Below are 22043 nucleotides of genomic sequence, written 5' to 3' on the forward strand. Positions count from 1 at the left end.
GCGTGGGTCACAGCGACCCACGCGTGCGTCACCGCGATCTACGAGTGCGTCCGCAGAAGCGTCCGCATCGTGCGCATCGCCACCGACAGGTTCGCCAGGTCGAACGAGTCGGAGGTCTGGATCTCCTCCAGGGTGGTGCGGGCGCGGCCCAGGATCGCGGCGTTCTTCTCCTCCCAGGCCTTGAAGCGCTGCTCCGGGGTCGAGGTGCCGTTGCCGACGGCGAGCACGTCCGCGGTGAGCGCCGCGTGGGCCGCGTACAGGTCCTCGCGGATCGAGGCGCGGGCCATGGACTGCCAGCGGTCGGCACGCGGGAGCTCGATGATGCGGTCCATGAGCTGGGTGATGTTCAGGCGGTCGGCGAGGTCGTAGTACACCTCGGCGACGGCCATCGGGTTCTTGCCCATGCGGTCGGCCACCGCGACGATGTCCAGCGTCGGGAAGGCCGAGGAGAACCCGGCCACGTGCGTGGCCAGCTCCTCGGGGACGCCGGCGCCCGTCAGCTCCTCGAAGATCTGCTGGTACCACTCCAGGTCCGCACCGCGCAGCAGCTTGGGCAGCTCGCCCCAGACCTGCGCGACCCCCTCGCGGAAGAAGGAGATGTTCTCGGCGAGCTGGAGCGGCTGCGGCCGGTTGTTGAGCAGCCAGCGCGTGCCCCGCTCGACGAGACGGCGCGAGTGCAGCCGGATCCTGGTCTGGACGTCGGCGGCGACGACATTGTCGAGCGCCTCCACCGCGTCCCACACCTTGCTCGACTCGAAGATCGCGCGGGCCGCCGTCTGCGCCCGGACGATCTCCTCCAGGGACGCGCCCGTCTCCTCACGGAGGCGGTGCAGGAAGCTCGTACCACCCGTGTTGACCGTGTCGTTGACCAGGACGGTCGTCACGATCTCGCGGCGCAGCGCGTGCGCCTCGATCTGCTCGCGGAACTTCTCACGCAGCGCGGTGGGGAAGTACGCGAACAGCAGGCTCTGCAGGTACGGGTCGTCCGGCAGCGAGGTGGCGAGCAGCTCGTCGGAGACCGTGATCTTCGTGTACGCGAGGAGCACGGCCGTCTCCGGACCGGTCAGGCCCTGCCCGGAGTTGAGCCGCTCACGGATCTGCCGCTCGTTGGGCAGGAACTCCAGCGCCCGGTCGAGGTGACCCTCCCTGACCAGGAAGCGCAGGAAGCGCTGCTGGGCATGGAGCATGCTCGGCGACTGGGCCAGCGCGTTGGCGATCGCCACGTTCTGCGCGTAGTTGTTGCGCAGGACCAGGGCGCCGACCTCGTCGGTCATCTCGGCGAGCAGCTTGTTGCGCTGCTTGACCGTCTGATCGCCGTTGGTCACGACCGCGTTGAGCAGGATCTTGATGTTCACCTCGTGGTCGGAGGTGTCCACGCCCGCGCTGTTGTCGATGGCGTCGGTGTTGATCTTGCCGCCGTGCTGCGCGAACTCGATCCGGCCCAGCTGGGTCAGACCGAGGTTGCCGCCCTCGCCGACGACCTTGACGCGCAGGTCGGCGCCGTCGACGCGGATGGCGTCGTTGGCCTTGTCGCCGACGTCCGCGTGCGACTCGACGGACGCCTTGACGTACGTACCGATGCCGCCGTTCCACAGCAGGTCGACCGGCGCCTGGAGGATCGCCTTCATCAGGTCGGCCGGGGTCATCTTGGTGACACCGTGCTCGATGCCGAGGGCCTCGCGGACGTGCGTGTTGACCGGGATCGCCTTGGCGGTCCGCGGGAAGACTCCGCCGCCGGCCGAGATCAGCTCGGTGTTGTAGTCGGCCCAGGACGAGCGCGGCAGCTCGAAGAGGCGACGCCGCTCGGCGTACGAGGTCTCCGCGTCCGGGGTCGGGTCGAGGAAGATGTGCCGGTGATCGAAGGCGGCGACCACGCGGATGTGCTCGGAGAGCAGCATGCCGTTGCCGAACACGTCACCGGACATGTCACCGACGCCGACGACGGTGAAGTCCTCGGTCTGGGTGTTGACGCCCAGCTCCCGGAAGTGCCGCTTCACGGACTCCCAGGCACCGCGCGCGGTGATGCCCATCTTCTTGTGGTCGTAACCGGCGGAGCCGCCGGAGGCGAAGGCGTCCCCGAGCCAGAAGTTGTAGCTCTCGGCGACCTCGTTGGCGATGTCGGAGAAGGTCGCGGTGCCCTTGTCGGCGGCGACGACGAGATAGGTGTCCTCCCCGTCGTGCCGGACCACGTCCACCGGGGGCACGACCGCACCGGCGACCAGGTTGTCGGTGATGTCGAGCAGCGCCGAGATGAAGGTTCGGTAGCTGCGGATGCCCTCCGCGAGCCAGGCGTCACGGTCCACGGACGGGTCGGGCAGCTGCTTGGCGACGAAGCCGCCCTTGGCGCCGACGGGCACGATGACGGTGTTCTTCACCATCTGCGCCTTGACCAGGCCCAGGATCTCCGTCCGGAAGTCCTCGCGCCGGTCGGACCAGCGCAGACCACCGCGTGCGACCTTGCCGAAGCGCAGGTGCACGCCCTCCACCTTCGGCGAGTACACCCAGATCTCGTACGCCGGTCGCGGCGCCGGCAGGTCCGGGATGGCCTGCGGGTCGAACTTCATGGAGACGTACTCGTGCGGCTTGCCGCCCAGCGCCTCCTGGAAGAAGTTGGTGCGCAGGGTCGCCTTGATGAGGGTGAGGAAGGAGCGCAGGATCCGGTCCTCGTCCAGGCTGGCCACCTGGTCCAGAGCGGCGTCCAGCTCCTCCATCAGCGCGTCGGTCAGCTCGACACCGGCGTGCTGGCGCTCCGGCGACATCCGCGCCTCGAAGAGGGAGACCAGCAGCCGGGTGGTGTGGACATTGTTTCGGAGGGTGTCCTCCATGTAGTCCTGGCTGAAGGTGGAGCCCGCCTGGCGCAGGTACTTGGCGTACGCGCGCAGCACCATCGCCTGCCGCCAGGACAGCCCGGCGCTCAGTACGAGGGCGTTGAAGCCGTCGTTCTCGGCCTCGCCGGTCCAGGTGGCGGCGAAGGCCTCCTGGAAGCGCTCACGGCCGTCGTCGCCGAGGTAGTCGCCGTTGCCGTTCAGCGACTTGGGCAGGCGCAGCCCGAAGTCGTAGATCCAGGCCGTCGTACGGTCCGAGCAGCGCAGCTCGTACGGGCGCTCGTCGGTGACCTCGACGCCCATGCGGTTGAGCGCCGGCAGGACCGCCGAGAGGGAGACCTGCTCGCCGGTGCGGTAGATCTTGAAGCGACGCTCGCCGGGACCGGCACCGACCGGCTCGTACAGGCTGAGCGCGAAGTCCTTGCTTCGGTCGCGGGTGAGCTTCTCCAGGTGGACCAGGTCGGCGACCGCGGCGCGCGGGGTGTGGTCGGCCTTGTAGCCCTCGGGGAAGGCGCTGCCGTAGCGGCGCAGCAGCTCGGCCGCGCGCTCCTCGCCGCACTCGGCGTTCAGCGCCTCGGCGAAACCGTCGGCCCAGGAGCGGGCGGCCTCGACGAGCCGCACCTCGAGCCTGTCCTTGTCGGCGTCGCTGAGCTGCGTCAGCTCGGTGCCCTGCGGGACCCGGACCACGAAGTGCAGCCGGGAAAGGATCGACTCGGTGTTCCAGGCGGTGAAGTCGACGCTGGTGCCGTTCAGCTCCTCCTTCAGGATGTCGATGATCCTGAGGCGCACCCCGGTGGTGTAGCGGTCGCGCGGGAGGTAGACGAGGGCCGAGTAGTAGCGGCCGTACTCGTCCTGGCGCAGGTAGAGGCGCAGCCGGCGCCGCTCCTGGAGGTAGAGGACGCTGGTGACGATGGCACGCAGCTCGTCGGCGGGCGTCTGGAAGAGCTCGTCGCGGGGGTAGGTCTCCAGGATCTGGAGCAGGTCGCGGCCGTCGTGGCTGTTGGGCGAGAAGCCCGCGCCCTTGAGGACCTCCTCGACCTTGCGGCGGACCACGGGGACGCGGCGCACGGACTCGGTGTACGCGGCCGAGGAGAACAGGCCCAGGAAGCGCCGCTCACCGACGACGTTGCCCTCGGCGTCGAACTTCTTCACGCCGATGTAGTCGAGGTAGGACGGCCGGTGCACGGTGGCGCGGCTGTTGGCCTTGGTGAGGACGAGCAGCTTGTGCTCACGGGCCTTGGCGCGGGCGTCGGCGGGCAGCCGCTCGAAGGACGGGCTGACCGGGTGGCTGTCGTCACCGCCGTGCTGCGGGTCGGAGCGCAGGATGCCGAGTCCGGTGCCGGGGACGGCGGCCAGCGAGTCGTCGTCGCGCAGCTCGTACTCGCGGAACCCCAGGAAGGTGAAGTGGTCGTCCGAGAGCCAGCGCAGCAGCTCACGGGCCTCCTCGACCTCCTGGTCGCGCAGGTCGTCGGCGGTCGGCTCGGTGGGCAGTTCCTCGGCGATGCGCAGCGCGGCGTCGCGCATCTTCTCCCAGTCCTCGACGGCCTCGCGGACGTCGGACAGGACGCGCAGCAGATCGGCGGTGATCTGCTTCAGGTCGGCACGGTCGGTCTCGCGGTCGATCTCGACGTGGATCCAGGACTCGACGTGCGCGTCGTGCGGCAGACCCTCGAGGGTGGGCCGACCGGGCAGCACCTCGATGAGCTCGCCGGTCAGATCGCGCCGTACGACGAACTGCGGGTGGATGACGAGGTGGATGCCGCGGCCCTGCCGGGACAGCTCGTTGGTGACCGAGTCGACGAGGAAGGGCATGTCGTCGGTCACGACCTCGACGACGGAGTGGCTGCAGGTCCAGCCGTTCTCCTCGACGGTGGGCGTGTGCACTCGGACGTTGGCCGTGCCCTGGGGGCGGTTCTCGGCCAGTCGGTAGTGGGAGAAGGCTGCTCCGAAGACATCGACCGGGTCGCGGTCGGTCAGGTCCTCCGGGGCTGTGTGCAGGTAGTAGCGCTGGAGGAACGCGAGCACGGTGTCCTTGTCCGGAGTGCCCTCGCTCGTCGTCCCAGTCGGTAGGTGCCCCCCGACCGGGCTGTTCTCAGCTACCCGGGCAGCCCTCTCGAGCAGCTCGGCCTTGGCTTCGTCCAGCTTGGTCTGCATTGTCCTCTGGCTCCTGTCGCGCGCCGTTGCGTGACGTAGAAGGAAGTACGGTCTCTTCTCCGACGTAACGCCGTGACGCGGGGTGTCCGGTCTGGTCCGACGCTATGCCGCATGGAGAGATGAGCGGGGGTGTATCGGCCATTCTCGGCACCCTCGGCGACTGTGACGCTGATCTCCGCGTCGTCCGTCCCCGGGGTGTCCGCGGCCTACGGAGGACGCTCGCGATTCCGCTTGCGCCCGCGTTTCCGCTGGTGCTTGCCGCGGTCGCCGCTCCGTCCCGCCCGTGAAGATCAGCGATCGCCGCCCGGTCACGGATGTCGTCCGTGCGCTCCGGGCGCGAGGCAGGGGCAACTGGGCCCCCGCGAGATATCGCGCTGATCACGCCACCAGGCTATCGCTCCCTACCCGGGGCCCGTCATGAGCCGTATGTGTACAAAACCGGGGGTGGAACTTTGACAGTATGCACAGGGACGAAAGGGACGGGAACGTGCAGTCCTCCGGTAACCCTCTCCTGGGGCACCCCGTTGACGAGAACGGCGGGGCGGAGGCGGAATAGAGCTGGGGCCCCGCTGAAGCTCCACCCAAGCTCCACCGAAGGGAGCGGCACCGACATGACACCGAAGATCCTGATGGTCACCGGCGACGCGGCGGAATCACTGGAGGTCCTGTATCCCTACCAGCGCCTGCGCGAGGAGGGCTACGAGGTCCATATCGCGGCCCCCACCCGCAAGCAGCTCCGCTTCGTGGTCCACGACTTCGAACCCGGCTTCGACACGTACACGGAGAAGCCCGGCTACACCTGGCCCGCCGATCTCGCGTTCTCGGAGGTCGACCCCGGCCAGTACGCCGCCGTGGTGATCCCGGGCGGCCGCGCGCCCGAGTACCTCCGCAACGACCCCGAACTCCGCAAGATCCTCAAGTCCTTCTTCGACGCCGACAAGCCCGTGGCCCAGATCTGCCACGGCCCGCTCCTCACGGCCGCCGCCGACGCCCTGAGTGGCCGCCGCGTCACCGCGTACCCGGCACTGGAACTAGACATGCAGGCCGCCGGAGCGACCTTCCAGGACGCGGAGGCGGTGGTCGACGGCACCCTCGTGTCCGCCCGCGCCTGGCCGGACCACCCAGCCTGGATGCGCGAGTTCCTCAAGGTGCTGAGGGCGAAGGCACCGGTGGGCTGAACGCCTCGGGGGCGGTGACGTGGGAGGTGTGAGCCGGGTACGCGACTCAGCACCGGCGAGATCTGAGCCGGATACGCGGCTGCCCCGCCGACGAGGTGCACCGCGCCGACGAGGGGTGCCGCACACCCCGGGAGCCGCCGCACACCCCGGGCAGTGAGCTCGGACGACAGGCCTACGCCGCCATCAGTCGCTCGGCCTCCTCGACCGCCTCCTCCAGGCTGTCCACCACGGGCACGCCGACCCCTTCGAGGCTGGCGCGACTGTGCGAACCGCCGGTGTAGAGCACGGCCCGCGCCCCCACGTGCAGCGCGGCCACCGCGTCGTCGGCGGCGTCCCCGATCACCACCGTGCGCTCCGGGTTCACGCCCGCGAGCGAGCCTATGTGCCGGACCATGTGCTCGGCCTTGCTGCCGCCGGACGGCCCGATCCGCCCCTCCACCCGCACGAAGTGCGGCTCGATCCCGAACCCCCTGACCAGCGGCACCAGTTCCTCATGCACATACATGCTCAACAGCGACTGGCTGCGCCCCGCCGACCGCCAGTCCGCGAGCAACGTCGACGCCCCCTCGGTGAGCTCGCACGTCACGCGGTGCTCCGCGTAGTACCGATGGAAGGTGTCGTCCATGACCTCCCACTCGGCATCGGTCGGCAGTCGCCCCATCAGCCGCTCGTAGAACTTCGGCACCGGCACGCAGTACAACTCCCGGTACCGCTCGAGCGTGAGCGGCTCCAACCCCAACTCGGCGAACGCCGCGTTCGTCGCCCCGATGATCGCGGCGTTGTCGTGGAACAGCGTCCCGTTCCAGTCCCACACGATGTGCGCTGCTGCGCCCTGCTTCCCCATACCAAGAAACTACCCGCCCGCACTGACAACGCCCTGCGGGGCGCAGGCTCAGTCCTCCAGCCCCACCAGGTTGGGAATCTCCTGCGTCGCGAACCACAACAACTCGTGGTCCTCGGCCCCGTCCACGATGAACTGCGCGTCGTCGTCCCCGTGATCGGCCGCCCCGAGCGCGTCCACGGCGGCCGAGACGTCCTCCCCGGCGTCATCGGCGTCGACGTGCACCGCGGCCGCCTTGGACAGGGCCACGGGCCCCGACACCCGCACCTCACCGAGCGCCACCGGATCGAGCCCCCGGTCGGGATCGGCGACCGCGGCCCGGTCGGGAACGTCGACCGCGACGACCACCCGCCGCCGCACGGCCCCCGGCTCCCCCGCGAGCAGCCGCAGCGAGGCCAGCGCGGCCCGGTTCAGCGCCGCGTACTCGAGCTCCTCGATGTCGTCGGAGAGGTACCACTCGCGCAACGCGGGCGTGACGGCGTACGCGACGACCGGTCCCGCCGCCAGCTCCCCCGTCTTGTACGCCTCGGCGAGACCGGAGAGGGTCAGGGGGACGTAGACGCGCATGACTGGCCGCTTTCGTAGTCGGGAGGGTTCCCGGGTCGGAGGGCTCCCGGAAGGGCGGTCCCGCGCCTCCCGGGAAGGCCTTCAGGATACGTGCGGGCGTCCCCTTTCGGGTCCCGGTCCCTCCCCCGTACGGCGTCCACCCCCGGCCCGCGATTCACCCGGAACATCCCTTCACCGCCAGGCCTCCCACCCCTCCCGCTCACTCTGATAGGTGAACCTTCCCGCCTCCGCGGCGCGCGCCCGGCGTCCTTGCGGGGACCCGCTCCTCCCTCGTAGAAGATCCCCAACACGAAGTTACCGCCCGGTATCAACCGGTCGCGGCGAGCGGGACCGACGCCGAACGGGACGACGCATGAACGGGGACGACGCATGAACAAGGTGATGACCAGGACGAAGCGCCGCCCGGGCACCCGCCCACCCGGCCGCCACGACACCCGCCGCCCCGGCACGACCCCACCGCGCACCCCGGGCGCGGGCGCACCCCGCCCGGCCCCAGGAGACAGCCCACCGCAGGCGCCTGCACCGCAGGCACCCCCGGCGGAGGCCGCATCCCGCACCCTCCTCCTGCCCCCACCGGCCGACCACCCACGGCCGTCGCCGCCGCCGCAGCCCCGCCCCACCGACCTCTTCGCCGACCGCCTCCTCGCCGTGCTCAGCGGCCAACGCCCCGTCCACTGCATGCTGCGCCACACCGCGGGCCGGGCCTATGACGAGCTGGCCTGGCTCGCCGAACGCGGCCCCCTGCGCACCCGCGGCACCCGCCCGGTCGTCCGCGACATCGGCTACTACGTGGCACGGCCCGGCGCGATCGAGGCCTTCGCCCGCATCGGCGCGGGCGACCGGCTCCGCGCGATGGCGTTCCGCCTGGAACAGGGCCCCGACCTCCGCTGGCGCTGCACGGCGGTGGAACTGGGCGGCCCCCGCATGCCCCGCCCGGCCGACGACTGAGCAGCCCCTGAACCCCCACTGACAAACTCCCACGGACCCCTGAACCCCCACGGGCAACTCCCACGAGCCCCTGAGCCCCCACTGAGCAACGCAAAGGGCCGGACACCCACAGGTGCCCGGCCCTTCACCGCTTCTCAGCTCTCATCGGCTCTCGCGAGCCGATCGGTCACTTCTTGCGGCGCCGCCCGTTGCTCTTCTGCTGCTTGCGGCGCTCCGCGCGGGTGAGGCCGTCCGCCTCGGAACGCACGGGCTCGTCGTCGTCGTTGGCGAAGTCGCCCTCGACGATGCCGCCCTCACCGTCCACGGTCGGCGCGGAGAAGTGCAGCCGGTCGGGACGCTGCGGGGCGTCGAGCCCCTTGGCGCGGATCTCGGGACGCGCACCCGCGGGCACGACGTCCTCCTTCTTCTCCAGCGACGGCGCGGCGTCCCCGACCGGGACCTCCTCGACCTGCTGCTCGACCTGAACCTCCAGGTTGAACAGATAGCCGACGGACTCCTCCTTGATGCCGTCCATCATGGCGGAGAACATGTCGAAGCCCTCGCGCTGGTACTCGACCAGCGGGTCCTTCTGCGCCATGGCGCGCAGGCCGATGCCCTCCTGGAGGTAGTCCATCTCGTAGAGGTGCTCGCGCCACTTGCGGTCGAGGACCGACAGGACGACCCGCCGCTCCAGCTCCCGCATGATCTCGGAGCCGAGCTGCTCCTCACGAGCCGCGTACTGCTCGCGGATGTCGTCCTTGATGGACTCGGAGATGAACTCGGCGGTCAGACCGGCACGGTCGCCGGCCGCCTCCTCCAGCTCGTCGACGGTGACCTTCACCGGGTAGAGCTGCCTGAAGGCGCCCCACAGCCGGTCAAGATCCCACTCCTCGGCGAAGCCCTCGGCGGTCTCGGCCGCGATGTAGGCGTCGATCGTGTCGTCCGTGAAGTGCTGGATCTGCTCCTGGAGGTCCTCGCCCTCCAGGACGCGGCGGCGCTCGCCGTAGATGACCTCACGCTGCCGGTTGAGCACCTCGTCGTACTTCAGAACGTTCTTGCGCGTCTCGAAGTTCTGCTGCTCGACCTGCGACTGGGCGGAGGCGATCGCGCGCGTGACCATCTTGTTCTCGATCGGCACGTCGTCCGGCACGTTGGCCATCGACATCACGCGCTCGACCATCTGGGCCTTGAACAGCCGCATCAGGTCGTCACCGAGCGACAGGTAGAAGCGGGACTCGCCCGGGTCGCCCTGACGGCCGGAACGACCGCGCAGCTGGTTGTCGATACGACGCGACTCGTGACGCTCGGTGCCCAGCACGTAGAGCCCGCCGAGCTCCTTGACCTCTTCGAACTCCGCCTTGACGGCCTGCTCGGCCTTCTCCAGGGCGGCGGGGAGGGCTGCGGCCCACTCCTCGATGTGCTCCTCGGGGTCGAGGCCACGCTGACGCAGCTCCGCCTCGGCGAGGTCATCGGGGTTGCCGCCGAGCTTGATGTCCGTGCCTCGACCGGCCATGTTCGTGGCGACGGTCACAGCGCCCCGGCGGCCGGCCTGGGCGATGATCGGGGCCTCACGGTCGTGCTGCTTCGCGTTCAGCACCTCGTGCTGGATGCCCCGCTTCGAGAGCTGCTGCGAAAGGTACTCGGACTTCTCGACCGACGTCGTACCGACGAGGATCGGCTGGCCCTTCTCGTGCTTCTCGGCGATGTCGTCGACCACCGCGTCGAACTTGGCGACCTCGGTGCGGTAGATCAGGTCCGACTGGTCCTTGCGGACCATCGGCTTGTTGGTCGGGATCGGGACGACGCCGAGCTTGTAGATCTGGTGGAACTCGGCGGCCTCGGTCATCGCCGTACCGGTCATGCCGGAGAGCTTGCCGTAGAGGCGGAAGAAGTTCTGCAGGGTGATCGTGGCGAGCGTCTGGTTCTCGTCCTTGATGTCCACCCCTTCCTTCGCCTCGATCGCCTGGTGCATGCCCTCGTTGTAGCGGCGGCCGGCAAGGATACGGCCGGTGTGCTCGTCGACGATCATGACTTCGCCGTCGATGACGACGTAGTCCTTGTCCTTCTTGAAGAGCTCCTTGGCCTTGATGGCGTTGTTCAGGTAGCCCACCAGCGGCGTGTTCACCGACTCGTACAGGTTGTCGATGCCCAGCCAGTCCTCGACCTTGGAGACGCCGGGTTCGTGGATGGCGACGGTGCGCTTCTTCTCGTCGACCTCGTAGTCCCCGGTCTCCTCGAGGCCCTTGAGGGGGTTGCCGGCCTCGCCCTTCTTCAGCCGGGTGACCAGCTTGGCGAAGTCGCCGTACCACTTGGTGGCCTGGTCGGCCGGGCCGGAGATGATGAGCGGCGTACGGGCCTCGTCGACGAGGATGGAGTCGACCTCGTCGACGATCGCGAAGTTGTGGCCCCGCTGGACGAGTTCGTCCTGCGACCAGGCCATGTTGTCGCGGAGGTAGTCGAAGCCGAACTCGTTGTTCGTGCCGTACGTGATGTCGCACGCGTACTGCTCGCGGCGCTGGGCCGGCGTCATGTTGGCGAGGATGCAGCCGACGCTCAGACCCAGGAACTTGTGGACGCGACCCATCATCTCGGAGTCGCGCTCGGCCAGATAGTCGTTGACCGTGATCAGGTGAACGCCGTCTCCGGAGAGGGCGTTCAGATACGCGGGCAGCGTGCCGACGAGGGTCTTGCCCTCGCCGGTCTTCATCTCCGCGACGTAGCCGAGGTGGAGCGCGGCGCCACCCATCATCTGCACGTCGTAGTGACGCTGTCCGAGGACGCGCTTGGCGGCCTCACGCACGGTGGCGAAGGCCTCGGGGAGCAGGTCGTCCAGGCTCTCCCCATCCGCATACCGCTGCTTGTACTCATCAGTGAGGGCGCGCAGCTCGGCGTCGGAGAGGTCGACGAAGTCCTCTTCGATGGAGTTGACCTGGTCCGCGATGCGGTGCAGCTTGCGCAGGATCTTGCCTTCGCCTGCACGCATGATCTTCGAGAGGACGGACACGGGGGTTTGTCTCCTTGCCGGTCGGGCCTGGGACGGTCGGGTTCAATGTCAGATTCAAATCACAGCTTGAGCAACGGCCATCGTAAGCGAGGACCCCACCGCGCCGGGAGGTCTGCCAGTGACAGCCACTACGACAACGGACAGGGGTGGCGGAAGGTGCCGTGCCCGCGCTGCGAAAAGTAACCGAACCGTCACTCGCCGCAAAGGAATGGCGCCCTTTCGGTGGCCCTAGCAGAATCGGCCGATGGACCCCGTCACGCTGAACACCGACCGGCTGCTCCTGCGCGCCGTGGACTCGCACGACACCGACTTGGTGTACGAAGCCGTCCAGGACCCCGACATCCAGCGCTGGACCACGATCCCCTCGCCCTATCTCCGCGAGCACGCGACGGGCTTCACGGACCAGATAGTGCCGGACGGCTGGGCGGACGGCTCCATGTTCACCTTCGGTGCCTTCCTCCTGTCGGGGCACCTGACGGGCATGCTCTCCATCAGCATGCGTTCCCTGGGCGTCGGCGAGGTCGGCTTCTGGGCTGCCAAGGAGCACCGCGGCAACGGCTACATCACCGAGGCCACCCTCACCGCCGCCCGCTGGGCTTTCACGAGCCTCGCCGTCGACCGCCTGGAATGGCGCGCCGAGGTCGGCAACAAGGGCTCCCGCGCGGTCGCCGAACGCGCCGGCTTCACCCTGGAAGGCACCCTCCGCTCCGCCCTCAACAACAAGGGCGTACGCCGAGACTGCTGGATCGGCTCCCTACTCCCCTCAGACCTGGGCCTGGCCTCAACGGCCCCGTACTTGCCCGCCCCACCCGTCACCCCGTAAAGACTGTCGCCCCAGAAGGGTGCACCGCCCTGGCGGGGCTGGGGCTGGGGCAAAACCCTTCGATGCGAGGACGCCAGCTCCGCAGAGGTCGGGGAGGCAGCCCCGGTGGGATGCGGGGGCGCAGCCCCTGCCAGGGTGCGCCGCGAAGCCCTGCGGTGACCTGCAACAACAGCCCCACCGCAGCCCACGAAACACAGCCCCTCTCGGATTTCAGAGGCAACGCCCCACGGGCGGTTCGAAGGGTCCGGGGGCGGAGCCCTGCCGGGGTGCGGGGGCGGAGCCCTGCCGGGGTACAGGGGCGGAGCCCTGCCGGGGGACAGGGGCGGAGCCCTGCCGGGGTGCGGGGGCGCAGCCAGGCCGGGGGACAGGGGCGCAGCCAGGCCGGGGGACAGGGGCGCAGCCCCGCCGAGGTCCGGGGCCAGAGCCCCTGCCGGGGTGCAGAGGCGCAACCCCGCCGGAATCCAGGGGCGGAACCCGGCCGAGGTCCAAGGCCGGTGCCCTGCCGAGGTCCAAGGCCGGAGCCCCGCCGAGGTCCGGGGCCAGAGCCCCTGCCGGGGCGCAGGGGCGCAACCTCGCCGGAATCCAGGGCCGCAGCCCCTGGCGGGGTGCAGGGGCGCAGCCCCGCCGGGGTCCGGGGGCGGAGCCCCTGGCGGGGGCTGGGGCGGAGCCCCTGGGATGGGACGGGTAGGGGCGGCGGGGGCGAGTCCACTGTCAGTGGCACCGCCTACGGTGTGGAACATGACGAGCCTCCCGCGTCCCACCACCGACCTCTCCGCCGAAGAAGCCCGCCGCATCGCCCTACGGGCCCAGGGCTTCCTGGGCGCCCCCGACCGCAGGGCCGGCGTCCGCGGCATCCTGCGACACCTCGGCGCGGTCCAGCTCGACACGATCTCCGTCCTGGCCCGCTCCCACGAACTCATCCCGTACGCCCGCCTGGGCGCGGTAGGCCGCAAAACCGTCGACGAGGCCTACTGGACCGACACCCACGCCTTCGAGTACTGGTCCCACGCCGCCTGCATCCTCCCCGTGGAGGAATGGCCCCACTTCGCCTTCCGCCGCCGCGCCTACCGCTCCCGCCCGCACTGGAACCACGACCTGCCGGACGGCACCTACGACCAGGTCATCAAGCAGCTCCGCACGGAAGGCCCCCTCACGGCCACGGAGTTGGGCGGCGCGAAGAAGACCAGCGAGTGGTGGGACTGGTCGGGCACCAAGGTGGCCGTAGAGCGCGCGCTGATGTACGGCGAGGTGGTGTGCACGGAGCGCCGCGGCTGGAAGCGCGTGTACGACCTCGCCGAGCGCGCCGTCCCCGAGGCCCTGCTCCATGACGAGCTGGACGACACGGAGTGCCTGCGCCGCCTGGTCGGCCTGGCCGGCAAGTCCCTGGGCGTCGGCACGCGCGCGGACATCGCCGACTACCACCGTCTCAAGGGCGAGCAGGTCGACGCGGTGATCGCGGACTCGGGCCTGGTCCCGGTGACGGTGGAGGGCTGGGGCAAGCCCGCGTGGGCGGACCCGGCCGCCCTGGAGACACCGCCCCGCGGCCGCCACCGTACGACGCTGCTGTCCCCGTTCGACTCACTCATCTGGGAGCGGGCCCGCACGGAGCGGATCTTCGGCTTCACCCACCGTCTCGAGGCCTACACGCCCAAGCCGAAGCGGGTGTACGGCTACTTCGCGATGCCGGTCCTCGCCGGGGGTCGGCTCGTCGGCCGCGTGGACCCCGCCCGCGAGGGCCGCACCCTGGTCGCCAAACAGGTCACGCTGGACGGCGCCAAGGCGGTCCCTGCCGTGGCCCAGGCCCTCCTGGAGGCAGCGAGCTGGGTGGACTGCACGAACGTACGCGTGGAGCGGGTGGACGCCCCGGACCTCCGCGAGCCCCTCGCGAAGGAACTCACCCGCGCACTGGCCTGACCTGACCGGCCAACCCGAGGCCAACCTGACCAGCCTTACGCAGACTCACCGGATCTCGAGGATCTTCTCCCGCATCGCGTAGACCACCGCTTCCATCCTGGAGTGCAGTTGCAGCTTCTCCAGGATGTTGCGCACGTGGTTCTTCACGGTGTTCTCGGAGATGAACAACTCCTTGGCGATATCCCGGTTGTTCATCCCGGTCGCGACGAGCTTGAGAACCTCCAGCTCGCGATCCGTGAGCCGCGGCGCGGGCACGAGTCGGCGCTCGTCCGTTCGCTGAATCATGGACTTGAACTCGGTGAGAAGTTTCGACGCCATCGACGGGCTGATCTGCGACTGTCCGTCCGCCACCGCGCGAATGGCCGTGGCCACCTCGTCCGTGGAGATCTCCTTGAGGAGATAACCGGTGGCGCCCGCCTTGATCGCGTCGTAGAGATCGGCTTCCTCGTCGCTGATCGTCAGCATGATGATCTTCGCGCTCGGAGCCACCTCCTTGATGGAGGTGCACGCCTCGATGCCGCCCCGCTTCGGCATACGTACGTCCATCAGCACGATGTCGGGAAGCAGGTCCGCCGCCTTGTCGACCGCCTCCGCCCCGTCACCCGCCTCGCCGACGACCTGGATGTCCTCCTCGGCCGCGAGCACGATCTCCAGGCCGCGGCGGAAGAGGGCATGGTCGTCCACGACGAGGACCCGAATGGGCTCCTTGCGTGAAGAGCCCGCGTCCGGGCCTATGCCGACGACGCCGCCGTCGGCATCCCCGTCACGCATCGGTCCGAAGCTGTCCGCCATCGTTCCTCCCCCTGAAGGCCGTGGCCTGCGTTCCTGTGCCATCGCCGATCCGAGGCAACGACCCACCAATTGGGGCCGGTTCGGCCATGATTCCATGCCCGGACGACAGTGGGGTGACAGAGCGGGTCGCGAAGTAGTCGCACACCGGTGCCCCTGGGGGCGCACGCGCGCTCCAGGGGCACCGGCTCAGCCGTCATCGGGGCGGATCAGCCGCCGAGCGCACCGCCCGGCGCGTCCGGTCCGGCCTGGGTGACCATGGGGTCCGTGCTGAGGTGGATGACGCCGTAGTCGTACGCGTGCCGCCGGTAGACGACACTGGGTTCCTTCGTCTCGGAGTCGACGAAGAGATAGAAGTCGTGCCCGACCAGCTCCATCTCGTAGAGCGCCTGGTCGAGCGTCATCGGGGCGGCCACGTGGGTCTTCTCGCGAACGATGAGGGGGCCTTCGCCCATGACCTCGAGGGAGCCGATCTTCTTCGTCGGCACGCTGTCCGTGTCGTCCTCGTGGACGACGGTCCCGTTCCCGTTGAGCGTCGCGGCGCCGGGGACGTGGTCGGCGACCTCCGCGGCCGAGAGCCGGCCGTTGCCGCGGCGGGTGTAGCGCTTGTCGTGCTGCTTGCGCAGACGGGCCTCGAGTTTGTCCGCCGCCAGGTCGAGTGCCGCGTACGGGTCACTTGCCGCCGCCTCCGCCCGGATCACCGGACCGCGGGAGTGAAGCGTGATCTCCACTCGGTCGCAACGGTCGGCCTGCCGAGGGTTGGGCTCCTTGGACACCTCCACGTCGAGGCTGATCACCTTGCCATCGAGCTTCTGGATCTTCTCCAGCTTCAGCTTCTCGGCCACGTGCTTGCGGAACCGCTCGGGCACCTCGGTCTTGCGGCCCTTGACGACGATGTCCACGCAGAACTCCGTTCCCGGATTGCTCCGCTGCACTGGCGGAGCGTCTCCCTTTTGCACCAGGCCCCGGTGAGTGCCGGAACCTCGGACTTGGTGACTTTCACCTCCTCCTCCCCCATGGGCAAGATCTACACCCCATCGCTACGGGTGATTCAGAAACCCGCAGCACGACATTCGGATGGGCGAGGTACGGCCTGCGCCATTGCCTCACAACCGAACATATCTCGCCTGGACGGATGTCGTCACCCTCTACTGCGGCGTACCTCCGTTCAGGTGAATTGACCTGGTCATTACCTGCAACGATGGAAGACCCCGGTCAGTTCCGGTTTATTTCGAAAGAGTCCGGCGGGGCCGCGACCACAGCCGCGCAGATCATGTCGTCGACTCCGCTCACACCCGCCATTCCCCGAGCTCCTTGTGTCCGGTCGGTATCCACTGTCGTTGCCTCGGTCATCCGTTCCCCCCTTGCTTCCCCCGCTTCCGCGACGCATGCATCGATGTCCAGGTATGGGATGTCCAGGTATGGATCGATCTCCGCCACCGCCGCCCGTACAGCACGAGCCGCCTCCGTCATCGAGGCGCCCGTCGTCATCAGGTCGTCCACGAGCACGACCCGGCCCCCGCCCGCCAACAGCCGGGCACCTCCGGCTGCCACCTCCAGGGCGCCCGCGAGATTGTCCAGTCGCTGCCGCGAGTTGAGCCCCGCCTGGTCGGCCACGGCGCGCCGCTGCCGCAGCACGGCCAGCACCCGGGCCGGTGTCCCCGTGCGCCGCAGCTCCCCCGCCGCCGCGAGCGCGATCCGCCGCGCCGGATCATGGCCGCGCGCCCGCACCGCCTGCCGCGAGGACGGCAGGGGAACAAGCAGCAGAGAACCTGTGCCGGAAAGCGGCGCGCTCGCCTGACCACCCCCGGGCCGCAGTTGTCCGTTGCCGCCCCTCAGGCACCCGTCCCAGGCCGTGGGCAGCCCCTCCGGGACCGGGAGGCGCAGGTGCCCCAGTCCTGCCCGTACAGCCCCCGCCAGGGCCGTCCCCAAAGGTCTCGCAAGTGTCAGTGCCCCCCGTTCCTTGTGGGCGAGGAGCGTCGCGCGCACCTCGTCCTCGTATGGGGCCGCCGCGTGCACGACCGGCAGCCCGGGCGGCTCCGGATCCGGTCGCACCCGGCGCGGCGCGGCCCCGCTCAGGGCGGCACGGCACTCCGGGCAGAGCACCGTGCGAGGCCTTCCGCAGCCTCCGCACTCGGCCGGCAGCACCAGATCGGTGAGGTCCTGCCACCACCCCCGCATGCCCACCACTGTGCCAACGCGCGGGCCGACCGGCCACCCCTGTGGACAACCGCCTGTGGACAACTCCACGGCCATCACCCGTCCGGTGGACCCGGTGCGCAATGCCGGCCAGGTCCACCCCGTACGACGGCCAGATCCACCCCGTACGGCAGCCGGGCCTGCCCGAAAAGGGAGGCCCGGCAGGTCCGTACGTGGAAGAGAGAGGCCGCTACCCGGGATAGACCGGTGCCGTGCCGTCCTTGACGATCTTCTGCCACTGCTCCCCGGACGACAGCCGCACGATCCCGTCCTCCTCCGAGTGCGCCACCAGCGGCAGCCGTTCGTCCTCGGACGCGGCGACCTCCTTCACCCCCGTCAGCGCGGAGGGTGCGGTGCCCACCGGAGTGGAGCCGTCGACCTGGACGTAGCGCATCTGCTGCACCCCGCCGGACTCGCGCCCGACGACGACGAGCCGGCTGTCCCCGGCCCACGACATGGCGGTGACCTCCTCCAGCTGCGGCGCCGCGGAGCGCAGCTCGAGGATCGAGACGAGAGGCCGTCCGCCGGTCTCGGTGTCACGCTGGATGCGCCCGATCTGCAGCGAGCTCTTGCCGTCCTTCTGCACGATCAGCGCGATCCGCACCCCGTCGGCGGCCACCCGCACCGCCTGGACACGGCCGTCGATGCCGGGCGCGGTGACCGCCAGCGGAGTACCCGCGCCCTTCTCCAGCAGGAGCAGTCGCGAGTTCTTCGGATCGCGGTCGGCCACCCACAGGTCGCCCTGTCCGTCCCAACTGGGCGTCGTCAGTCGGTCGTCCGCCTTCGCCCCCTGGCTGTGCAGCACCGCGTCTCCCAGCGAGGCGCCCGACACCAGCGATCCGACGTACAGCGAACTCCCGTCGGCCGACACGCCGGCCGCGCTGTCCTCGCTCCGCGACACCGCGGCCGACCGCAGCTTCTTGTCGCCCACTCCCAGCGCACCGGGTACCGGCTCGGGCTGCTTGTCACTGTTACCGCTGGGCAGCCGTACGAGCCGCTGCTTGGCGTCGATGAAGTACTCGTACTCAGGGTGCTTGGCCGTGCCGTGCGAAGCGACGGTCTCCGCCCGGCTCTCGGTGACCACGCACAACTGCGAACCGTTCGACCGCTGCAGCTCCACCTCGTCGACGCCCGTGGGCGTCAGATCCTGGAGCGTGAAGAGGAGTTGGGTCGCCATCTTGTTGCACTGGGTCTCTCCGACCCGGTCGGCCCTCTTGTTCAGCGGGACCGTCACCCTGTTGCGGTCGTCGGGCGACAGCGACGTGACGCCCTTCTTCAGCTCCGTGTCGGAGGGGAAGCTCGACGTCACCACCGGATCCAGCCAGCGCGTGGGCCCCTTCAGGAGCGACCGGACCATCTCCGTCATCGGGTCCACCTTGTTCCGCACATAGACGGGGTCGGCGACGGTCCCCAGCGGTCCACCCGATCCGGAGGTCACATTCGAGGCGAAGTAGTACTTGTTGACGGACACGTAGTTGCGCTGGAAGTCGGAGTTACCCATCACCACGCCCTGCGGCAGCGCGTCGATGCGCCACTGCTTGGTGTCCTTCTGCAGCGTGAGGTGCACCGTCGTCCGGTACGAACCGGCGTCCGGCGCGTACGCGTGCTGCTCGTCCACCGTGGCGACCTTGCTGCCGGAGAGCGTGTACGAGTCGTCGCCCTCCCTGGTGCCCGAGTGCTCCGACTCGGGGTTGGGCCCGTCCGCGAGGACGGTCGTCGAGCGGTACGGATCCCACGTTTTGCGGGCGCTCGCCGTCAGATACTTGCGCGCCGTCTCGTACCGCGCGTCGTCACTGGTCAGTGCCTCCAGGAAGCCCTGCACGATCTCCGCCGGCGGGGCGTCCTCGCGGGGCGGCAGCGCGAAGACGCGGACCTGCGAGTCCTGCCTCGGCGTGGACTCGACCCCGCGCAGATCCCCGCTGTCCGGCATCGAGGCGCACCCGGTCAGCAGCAGTGCACCGCAACCGATGTACACCCCCACGCGCGCGGGACGCCGACGGCCGCTCCCCTCGCGGTCAGCGACCACGAAATGCCTCCCCTTGCCCGAGTTCCTCGGGCTCTGCTTGTCCGAGTTCTTCAGGCCCGCCGCCGTCCCGGCCACGCTCCTGCACGCTCCGTTCCCCACCCGCGGCGGGCATGTCGTCCAGCCGCCGCACGGCCCCGGAGGGCCTCGGCACCACACGCGCGCCGTTGCCCGGCAGCGCCGTCGGATCGGCCGTGGGCGACGCCCCGGCCAGTCGCGGCACCACGGACGTCCGCTGCATGGGCGGCGCCGCCTTCCCACCCGCGGCCTGCATCGGCACCGTGGCGAGCTTGTCGCCGCCGCCGGAGGGCAGTCCCGCGTCATTAAGTCCACGATTACGCCGCGAGTCCATGGGCTCCAGGGGTATCGGAGACCCCCGCAGCGGCTCGTCCGCGGTTCGCGGCAGCGTCAGCCGGAACTGCGAACCGCCGCCCGGCTCACCCCACGCCTGCAGCCAGCCGCCGTGCAGCCGGGCGTCCTCCAGGGCGATGGACAGCCCGAGCCCCGTGCCGCCGGTGGTACGCGCGCGTGCCGGGTCGGCACGCCAGAAGCGGCTGAAGACCCGGGTCGCCTCTCCGGGCTTGAGGCCGACGCCGTAGTCACGCACCGCGATGGCGACCGCCCCACCCGCTGTGGCGAGCTTGACCACCACTTCCTTGCCGTCGCCGTGCTCCACGGCGTTGACGACGAGATTGCGCAGCACCCGCTCCACCCGCCGGGGATCCGCCTCGGCGACCACCGGCTGCTGGTCGCCGACGACACGTATCTGCGAGCCCTTGCGCTCGGCGAGCGGCTCGGCACCGCTGACGACACGCCGTACGACTTCCCGGAGGTCTATCGCCTCGGCCTCCAGCGCCGCCGCACCCGCGTCGAACCGGCTGATCTCCAGCAGGTCCGCGAGCAGCGTCTCGAACCGGTCCAGCTGATCGGCGAGCAGCTCGGCCGACCGAGCGGTCACCGGATCGAAGTCCACGCGCGCGTCGTGGATGACGTCGGCCGCCATCCGGACGGTCGTGAGCGGCGTACGCAGCTCGTGCGACACGTCGGACACGAACCGTCGCTGCATCCGCGACAGGTCCTCCAGCTGCTGGATCTTTAGTTGAAGGTTCTGCGCCATCTTGTTGAAGGCCTCGCCGAGCCGCGCGATGTCGTCCTCGCCGGTGACCTTCATCCGCTCCTGCAGGCGCCCGGCGGATAGCCGCTCGGCGATCCCGGCCGCCATCCGCACCGGAGTGACGACCTGGCGCACCACGAGCCAGGCGATGGCCCCCAGAAGCACCACGACGAACAGTCCGGCCGTCGCGAGCGTCCCCTTGACCAGGCTCAGCGACTTCTCCTCCTGCGTCAGCGGGAAGAGGTAGTAGAGCTGGTACGCGTCTCCGTTGGGGTCGAGGACCTGCTTGCCGATGACCAGGGCGGCCTGCGACTCCTTGCCGTCCTTGTAGACGACCCTGGTGTAGCTCTGGGCCGCCATCGTGTTGCTGTCGACGCGGGCGCGCAGGTTCTCCGGGATGCTCACGGTCGGATCGACGTCACCCGAGGCACGCGGACCCCGCCCGGCACCGCCGTTGCCGGCCACGGTGGAGCTGAGCGTCACCACGTCGAAGGCGCCCTGGCCGCCACTGGAAAGGGAGACGACGAGGTCGTTCATCCACTGGCTGACGTTCTTGGACGGACGGCCGTCCGTACTCGAACCGTCGTCGCCATTGGCCGTGACAGCCGCGTCCGCCTTCTGCTTGGCCACCGAGAAGCCACCCGTGGCCTGACTCTGCGAGGCCTTGACCTTGGCGTCCAGCAGTCCGTTGCGCACCTGCCCGATGACCACGAAGCCGAGCAGCAGCACGACACCCAGCGACATCAGCAGCGTCGTGACGACGATCTTGAGCTGGATGTTGCGCCGCCACAGCCGCATCACGGGCAGCAACGGACGGCGCACCCAGCGCATGAACAACCGAAGGACCGGGCTGCCCTGGACTCCGCCTTGCAGCAGCCCGCCCTCCAACAAACGTCCCCAACGGGAGCCCGTCACCTTCCGGCCGACAGGCCGCCCCGAACGGACCCCCGTCTCACCGGGCGCCGAAGCGGCACTGTCCCGGGACATGTCAGCTCGGTCCGGCCTTGTAACCGACACCACGGACGGTCACCACGATCTCCGGCCGCTCCGGGTCCTTCTCGACCTTGGAGCGCAGCCGCTGGACATGGACGTTGACCAGCCGAGTGTCCGCCGCGTGCCGGTAGCCCCACACCTGCTCGAGGAGCACCTCCCGCGTGAACACCTGCCACGGCTTGCGGGCCAGTGCCACGAGCAGATCGAACTCCAGCGGCGTCAGGGCGATCGACTGCCCGTCCCGCTTCACAGAGTGACCGGCCACATCGATCACAAGATCGCCGATAGCCAGCTGCTCGGGCGCCGGTTCCTCGGAACGACGCAGCCGCGCCCTGATCCGCGCCACCAGCTCCTTTGGCTTGAACGGCTTCACGATGTAGTCGTCGGCGCCGGACTCGAGGCCGACCACGACATCGACGGTGTCGCTCTTCGCGGTGAGCATCACGATCGGCACCCCGGACTCCGCCCTGATCAGGCGGCACACCTCGATACCGTCCCGGCCGGGAAGCATCAGGTCCAGGAGCACCAGATCGGGCTTGGTCTCACGGAAAGCGGCCAGCGCCTTGTCGCCGTCGGCTACGAAAGACGGCTCAAAACCTTCACCACGCAACACAATGCCGAGCATCTCGGCCAGTGCGGTGTCGTCATCGACGACAAGGACTCGTCCCTTCATAAACGACATCATCCCATTA

The 22043-nt window shown here is 69.6% G+C and carries 14 protein-coding genes; 4 read left to right on the forward strand and 10 right to left on the reverse strand.

Translation table 11 applies throughout. From position 1 onward, the window contains the following. Window positions 1-38: 38 nt before the first annotated feature. Window positions 39-4979, reverse strand: coding sequence for an NAD-glutamate dehydrogenase (locus OG798_RS23225; RefSeq protein ID WP_121415967.1), 4941 nt, complete (start codon window positions 4977-4979; stop codon window positions 39-41). Window positions 4980-5590: 611 nt separating this feature from the next. Here OG798_RS23225 and OG798_RS23230 point away from each other — a divergent pair. Continuing rightward, window positions 5591-6157: a DJ-1/PfpI family protein gene (locus OG798_RS23230; RefSeq protein WP_054229601.1), complete on the forward strand. Its 567-nt coding sequence runs from the start codon at window positions 5591-5593 to the stop codon at window positions 6155-6157. A 172-nt stretch (window positions 6158-6329) separates the two neighbouring features. On the opposite strand, the gene OG798_RS23235 is transcribed toward OG798_RS23230, so the two are convergent. Beyond that, window positions 6330-7001, reverse strand: a complete 672-nt coding sequence (locus tag OG798_RS23235) for an HAD family hydrolase (RefSeq protein WP_095854317.1) — start codon at window positions 6999-7001, stop codon at window positions 6330-6332. Between the two features lie 48 nt (window positions 7002-7049). After that, window positions 7050-7565 (reverse strand): DUF6912 family protein, encoded by a 516-nt coding sequence (locus tag OG798_RS23240; RefSeq protein WP_054229599.1) that lies wholly within the window; start codon window positions 7563-7565, stop codon window positions 7050-7052. A 369-nt stretch (window positions 7566-7934) separates the two neighbouring features. Here OG798_RS23240 and OG798_RS23245 point away from each other — a divergent pair, with 369 nt between their 5' ends. Next, window positions 7935-8513, forward strand: a complete 579-nt coding sequence (locus OG798_RS23245; RefSeq protein WP_097225688.1) for an Rv3235 family protein — start codon at window positions 7935-7937, stop codon at window positions 8511-8513. A 166-nt stretch (window positions 8514-8679) separates the two neighbouring features. Here OG798_RS23245 and secA read toward each other — a convergent pair whose 3' ends face one another. Next, window positions 8680-11496: a preprotein translocase subunit SecA gene (secA, locus tag OG798_RS23250; RefSeq protein WP_267062006.1), complete on the reverse strand. Its 2817-nt coding sequence runs from the start codon at window positions 11494-11496 to the stop codon at window positions 8680-8682. Between the two features lie 244 nt (window positions 11497-11740). Here secA and OG798_RS23255 point away from each other — a divergent pair, with 244 nt between their 5' ends. Continuing rightward, a complete protein-coding gene (locus OG798_RS23255) occupies window positions 11741-12319 on the forward strand; it encodes a GNAT family N-acetyltransferase (protein WP_121415965.1) in 579 nt (192 codons plus the stop codon). 738 nt (window positions 12320-13057) lie between these two features. Further along, window positions 13058-14233 (forward strand): winged helix-turn-helix domain-containing protein, encoded by a 1176-nt coding sequence (locus tag OG798_RS23260; protein WP_261687166.1) that lies wholly within the window; start codon window positions 13058-13060, stop codon window positions 14231-14233. 45 nt (window positions 14234-14278) lie between these two features. Here OG798_RS23260 and OG798_RS23265 read toward each other — a convergent pair whose 3' ends face one another. The 6 genes from OG798_RS23265 to mtrA all read right to left on the reverse strand — a co-directional run bounded on the left by OG798_RS23265 (window position 14279) and on the right by mtrA (window position 22036). Continuing rightward, window positions 14279-15025, reverse strand: a complete 747-nt coding sequence (locus OG798_RS23265; protein WP_095854312.1) for a response regulator — start codon at window positions 15023-15025, stop codon at window positions 14279-14281. Between the two features lie 206 nt (window positions 15026-15231). After that, complete coding sequence (hpf, locus tag OG798_RS23270) at window positions 15232-15924, reverse strand: ribosome hibernation-promoting factor, HPF/YfiA family (RefSeq protein WP_373306561.1); 693 nt, start codon at window positions 15922-15924, stop codon at window positions 15232-15234. 313 nt (window positions 15925-16237) lie between these two features. Next, complete coding sequence (locus OG798_RS23275) at window positions 16238-17203, reverse strand: ComF family protein (RefSeq protein WP_121415963.1); 966 nt, start codon at window positions 17201-17203, stop codon at window positions 16238-16240. Window positions 17204-17411: 208 nt separating this feature from the next. Next, on the reverse strand, window positions 17412-19247 hold the full coding sequence (locus OG798_RS23280) for an LpqB family beta-propeller domain-containing protein (RefSeq protein WP_095858018.1): 1836 nt from the start codon (window positions 19245-19247) through the stop codon (window positions 17412-17414). Next, window positions 19237-21345: an MtrAB system histidine kinase MtrB gene (gene mtrB / locus OG798_RS23285; protein ID WP_095854310.1), complete on the reverse strand. Its 2109-nt coding sequence runs from the start codon at window positions 21343-21345 to the stop codon at window positions 19237-19239. Before mtrB ends, OG798_RS23280 begins: the two co-directional genes overlap by 11 nt. Before the next feature lies 1 nt (window position 21346). After that, window positions 21347-22036 carry a two-component system response regulator MtrA gene (gene mtrA, locus OG798_RS23290; RefSeq protein ID WP_015659998.1) on the reverse strand — a complete coding sequence of 230 codons (690 nt, stop codon included), beginning with the start codon at window positions 22034-22036 and terminating at the stop codon, window positions 21347-21349. Between the last annotated feature and the right edge of the window lie 7 nt (window positions 22037-22043).

The organism is Streptomyces sp. NBC_00271, from assembly GCF_036178845.1.
GTDB lineage: Bacteria > Actinomycetota > Actinomycetes > Streptomycetales > Streptomycetaceae > Streptomyces.

Coding starts and splice junctions, on each gene's coding strand:
- OG798_RS23225 (WP_121415967.1), bottom strand. CDS start 4,979: ATGCAGACCAAGCTGGACGAAGCCAAGGCCGAGCTGCTCGAGAGGGCT.
- OG798_RS23230 (WP_054229601.1), top strand. CDS start 5,591: ATGACACCGAAGATCCTGATGGTCACCGGCGACGCGGCGGAATCACTG.
- OG798_RS23235 (WP_095854317.1), bottom strand. CDS start 7,001: ATGGGGAAGCAGGGCGCAGCAGCGCACATCGTGTGGGACTGGAACGGG.
- OG798_RS23240 (WP_054229599.1), bottom strand. CDS start 7,565: ATGCGCGTCTACGTCCCCCTGACCCTCTCCGGTCTCGCCGAGGCGTAC.
- OG798_RS23245 (WP_097225688.1), top strand. CDS start 7,935: ATGAACAAGGTGATGACCAGGACGAAGCGCCGCCCGGGCACCCGCCCA.
- OG798_RS23255 (WP_121415965.1), top strand. CDS start 11,741: ATGGACCCCGTCACGCTGAACACCGACCGGCTGCTCCTGCGCGCCGTG.
- OG798_RS23260 (WP_261687166.1), top strand. CDS start 13,058: ATGACGAGCCTCCCGCGTCCCACCACCGACCTCTCCGCCGAAGAAGCC.
- OG798_RS23265 (WP_095854312.1), bottom strand. CDS start 15,025: ATGGCGGACAGCTTCGGACCGATGCGTGACGGGGATGCCGACGGCGGC.
- OG798_RS23275 (WP_121415963.1), bottom strand. CDS start 17,203: ATGCGGGGGTGGTGGCAGGACCTCACCGATCTGGTGCTGCCGGCCGAG.
- mtrB (WP_095854310.1), bottom strand. CDS start 21,345: ATGTCCCGGGACAGTGCCGCTTCGGCGCCCGGTGAGACGGGGGTCCGT.
- mtrA (WP_015659998.1), bottom strand. CDS start 22,036: ATGATGTCGTTTATGAAGGGACGAGTCCTTGTCGTCGATGACGACACC.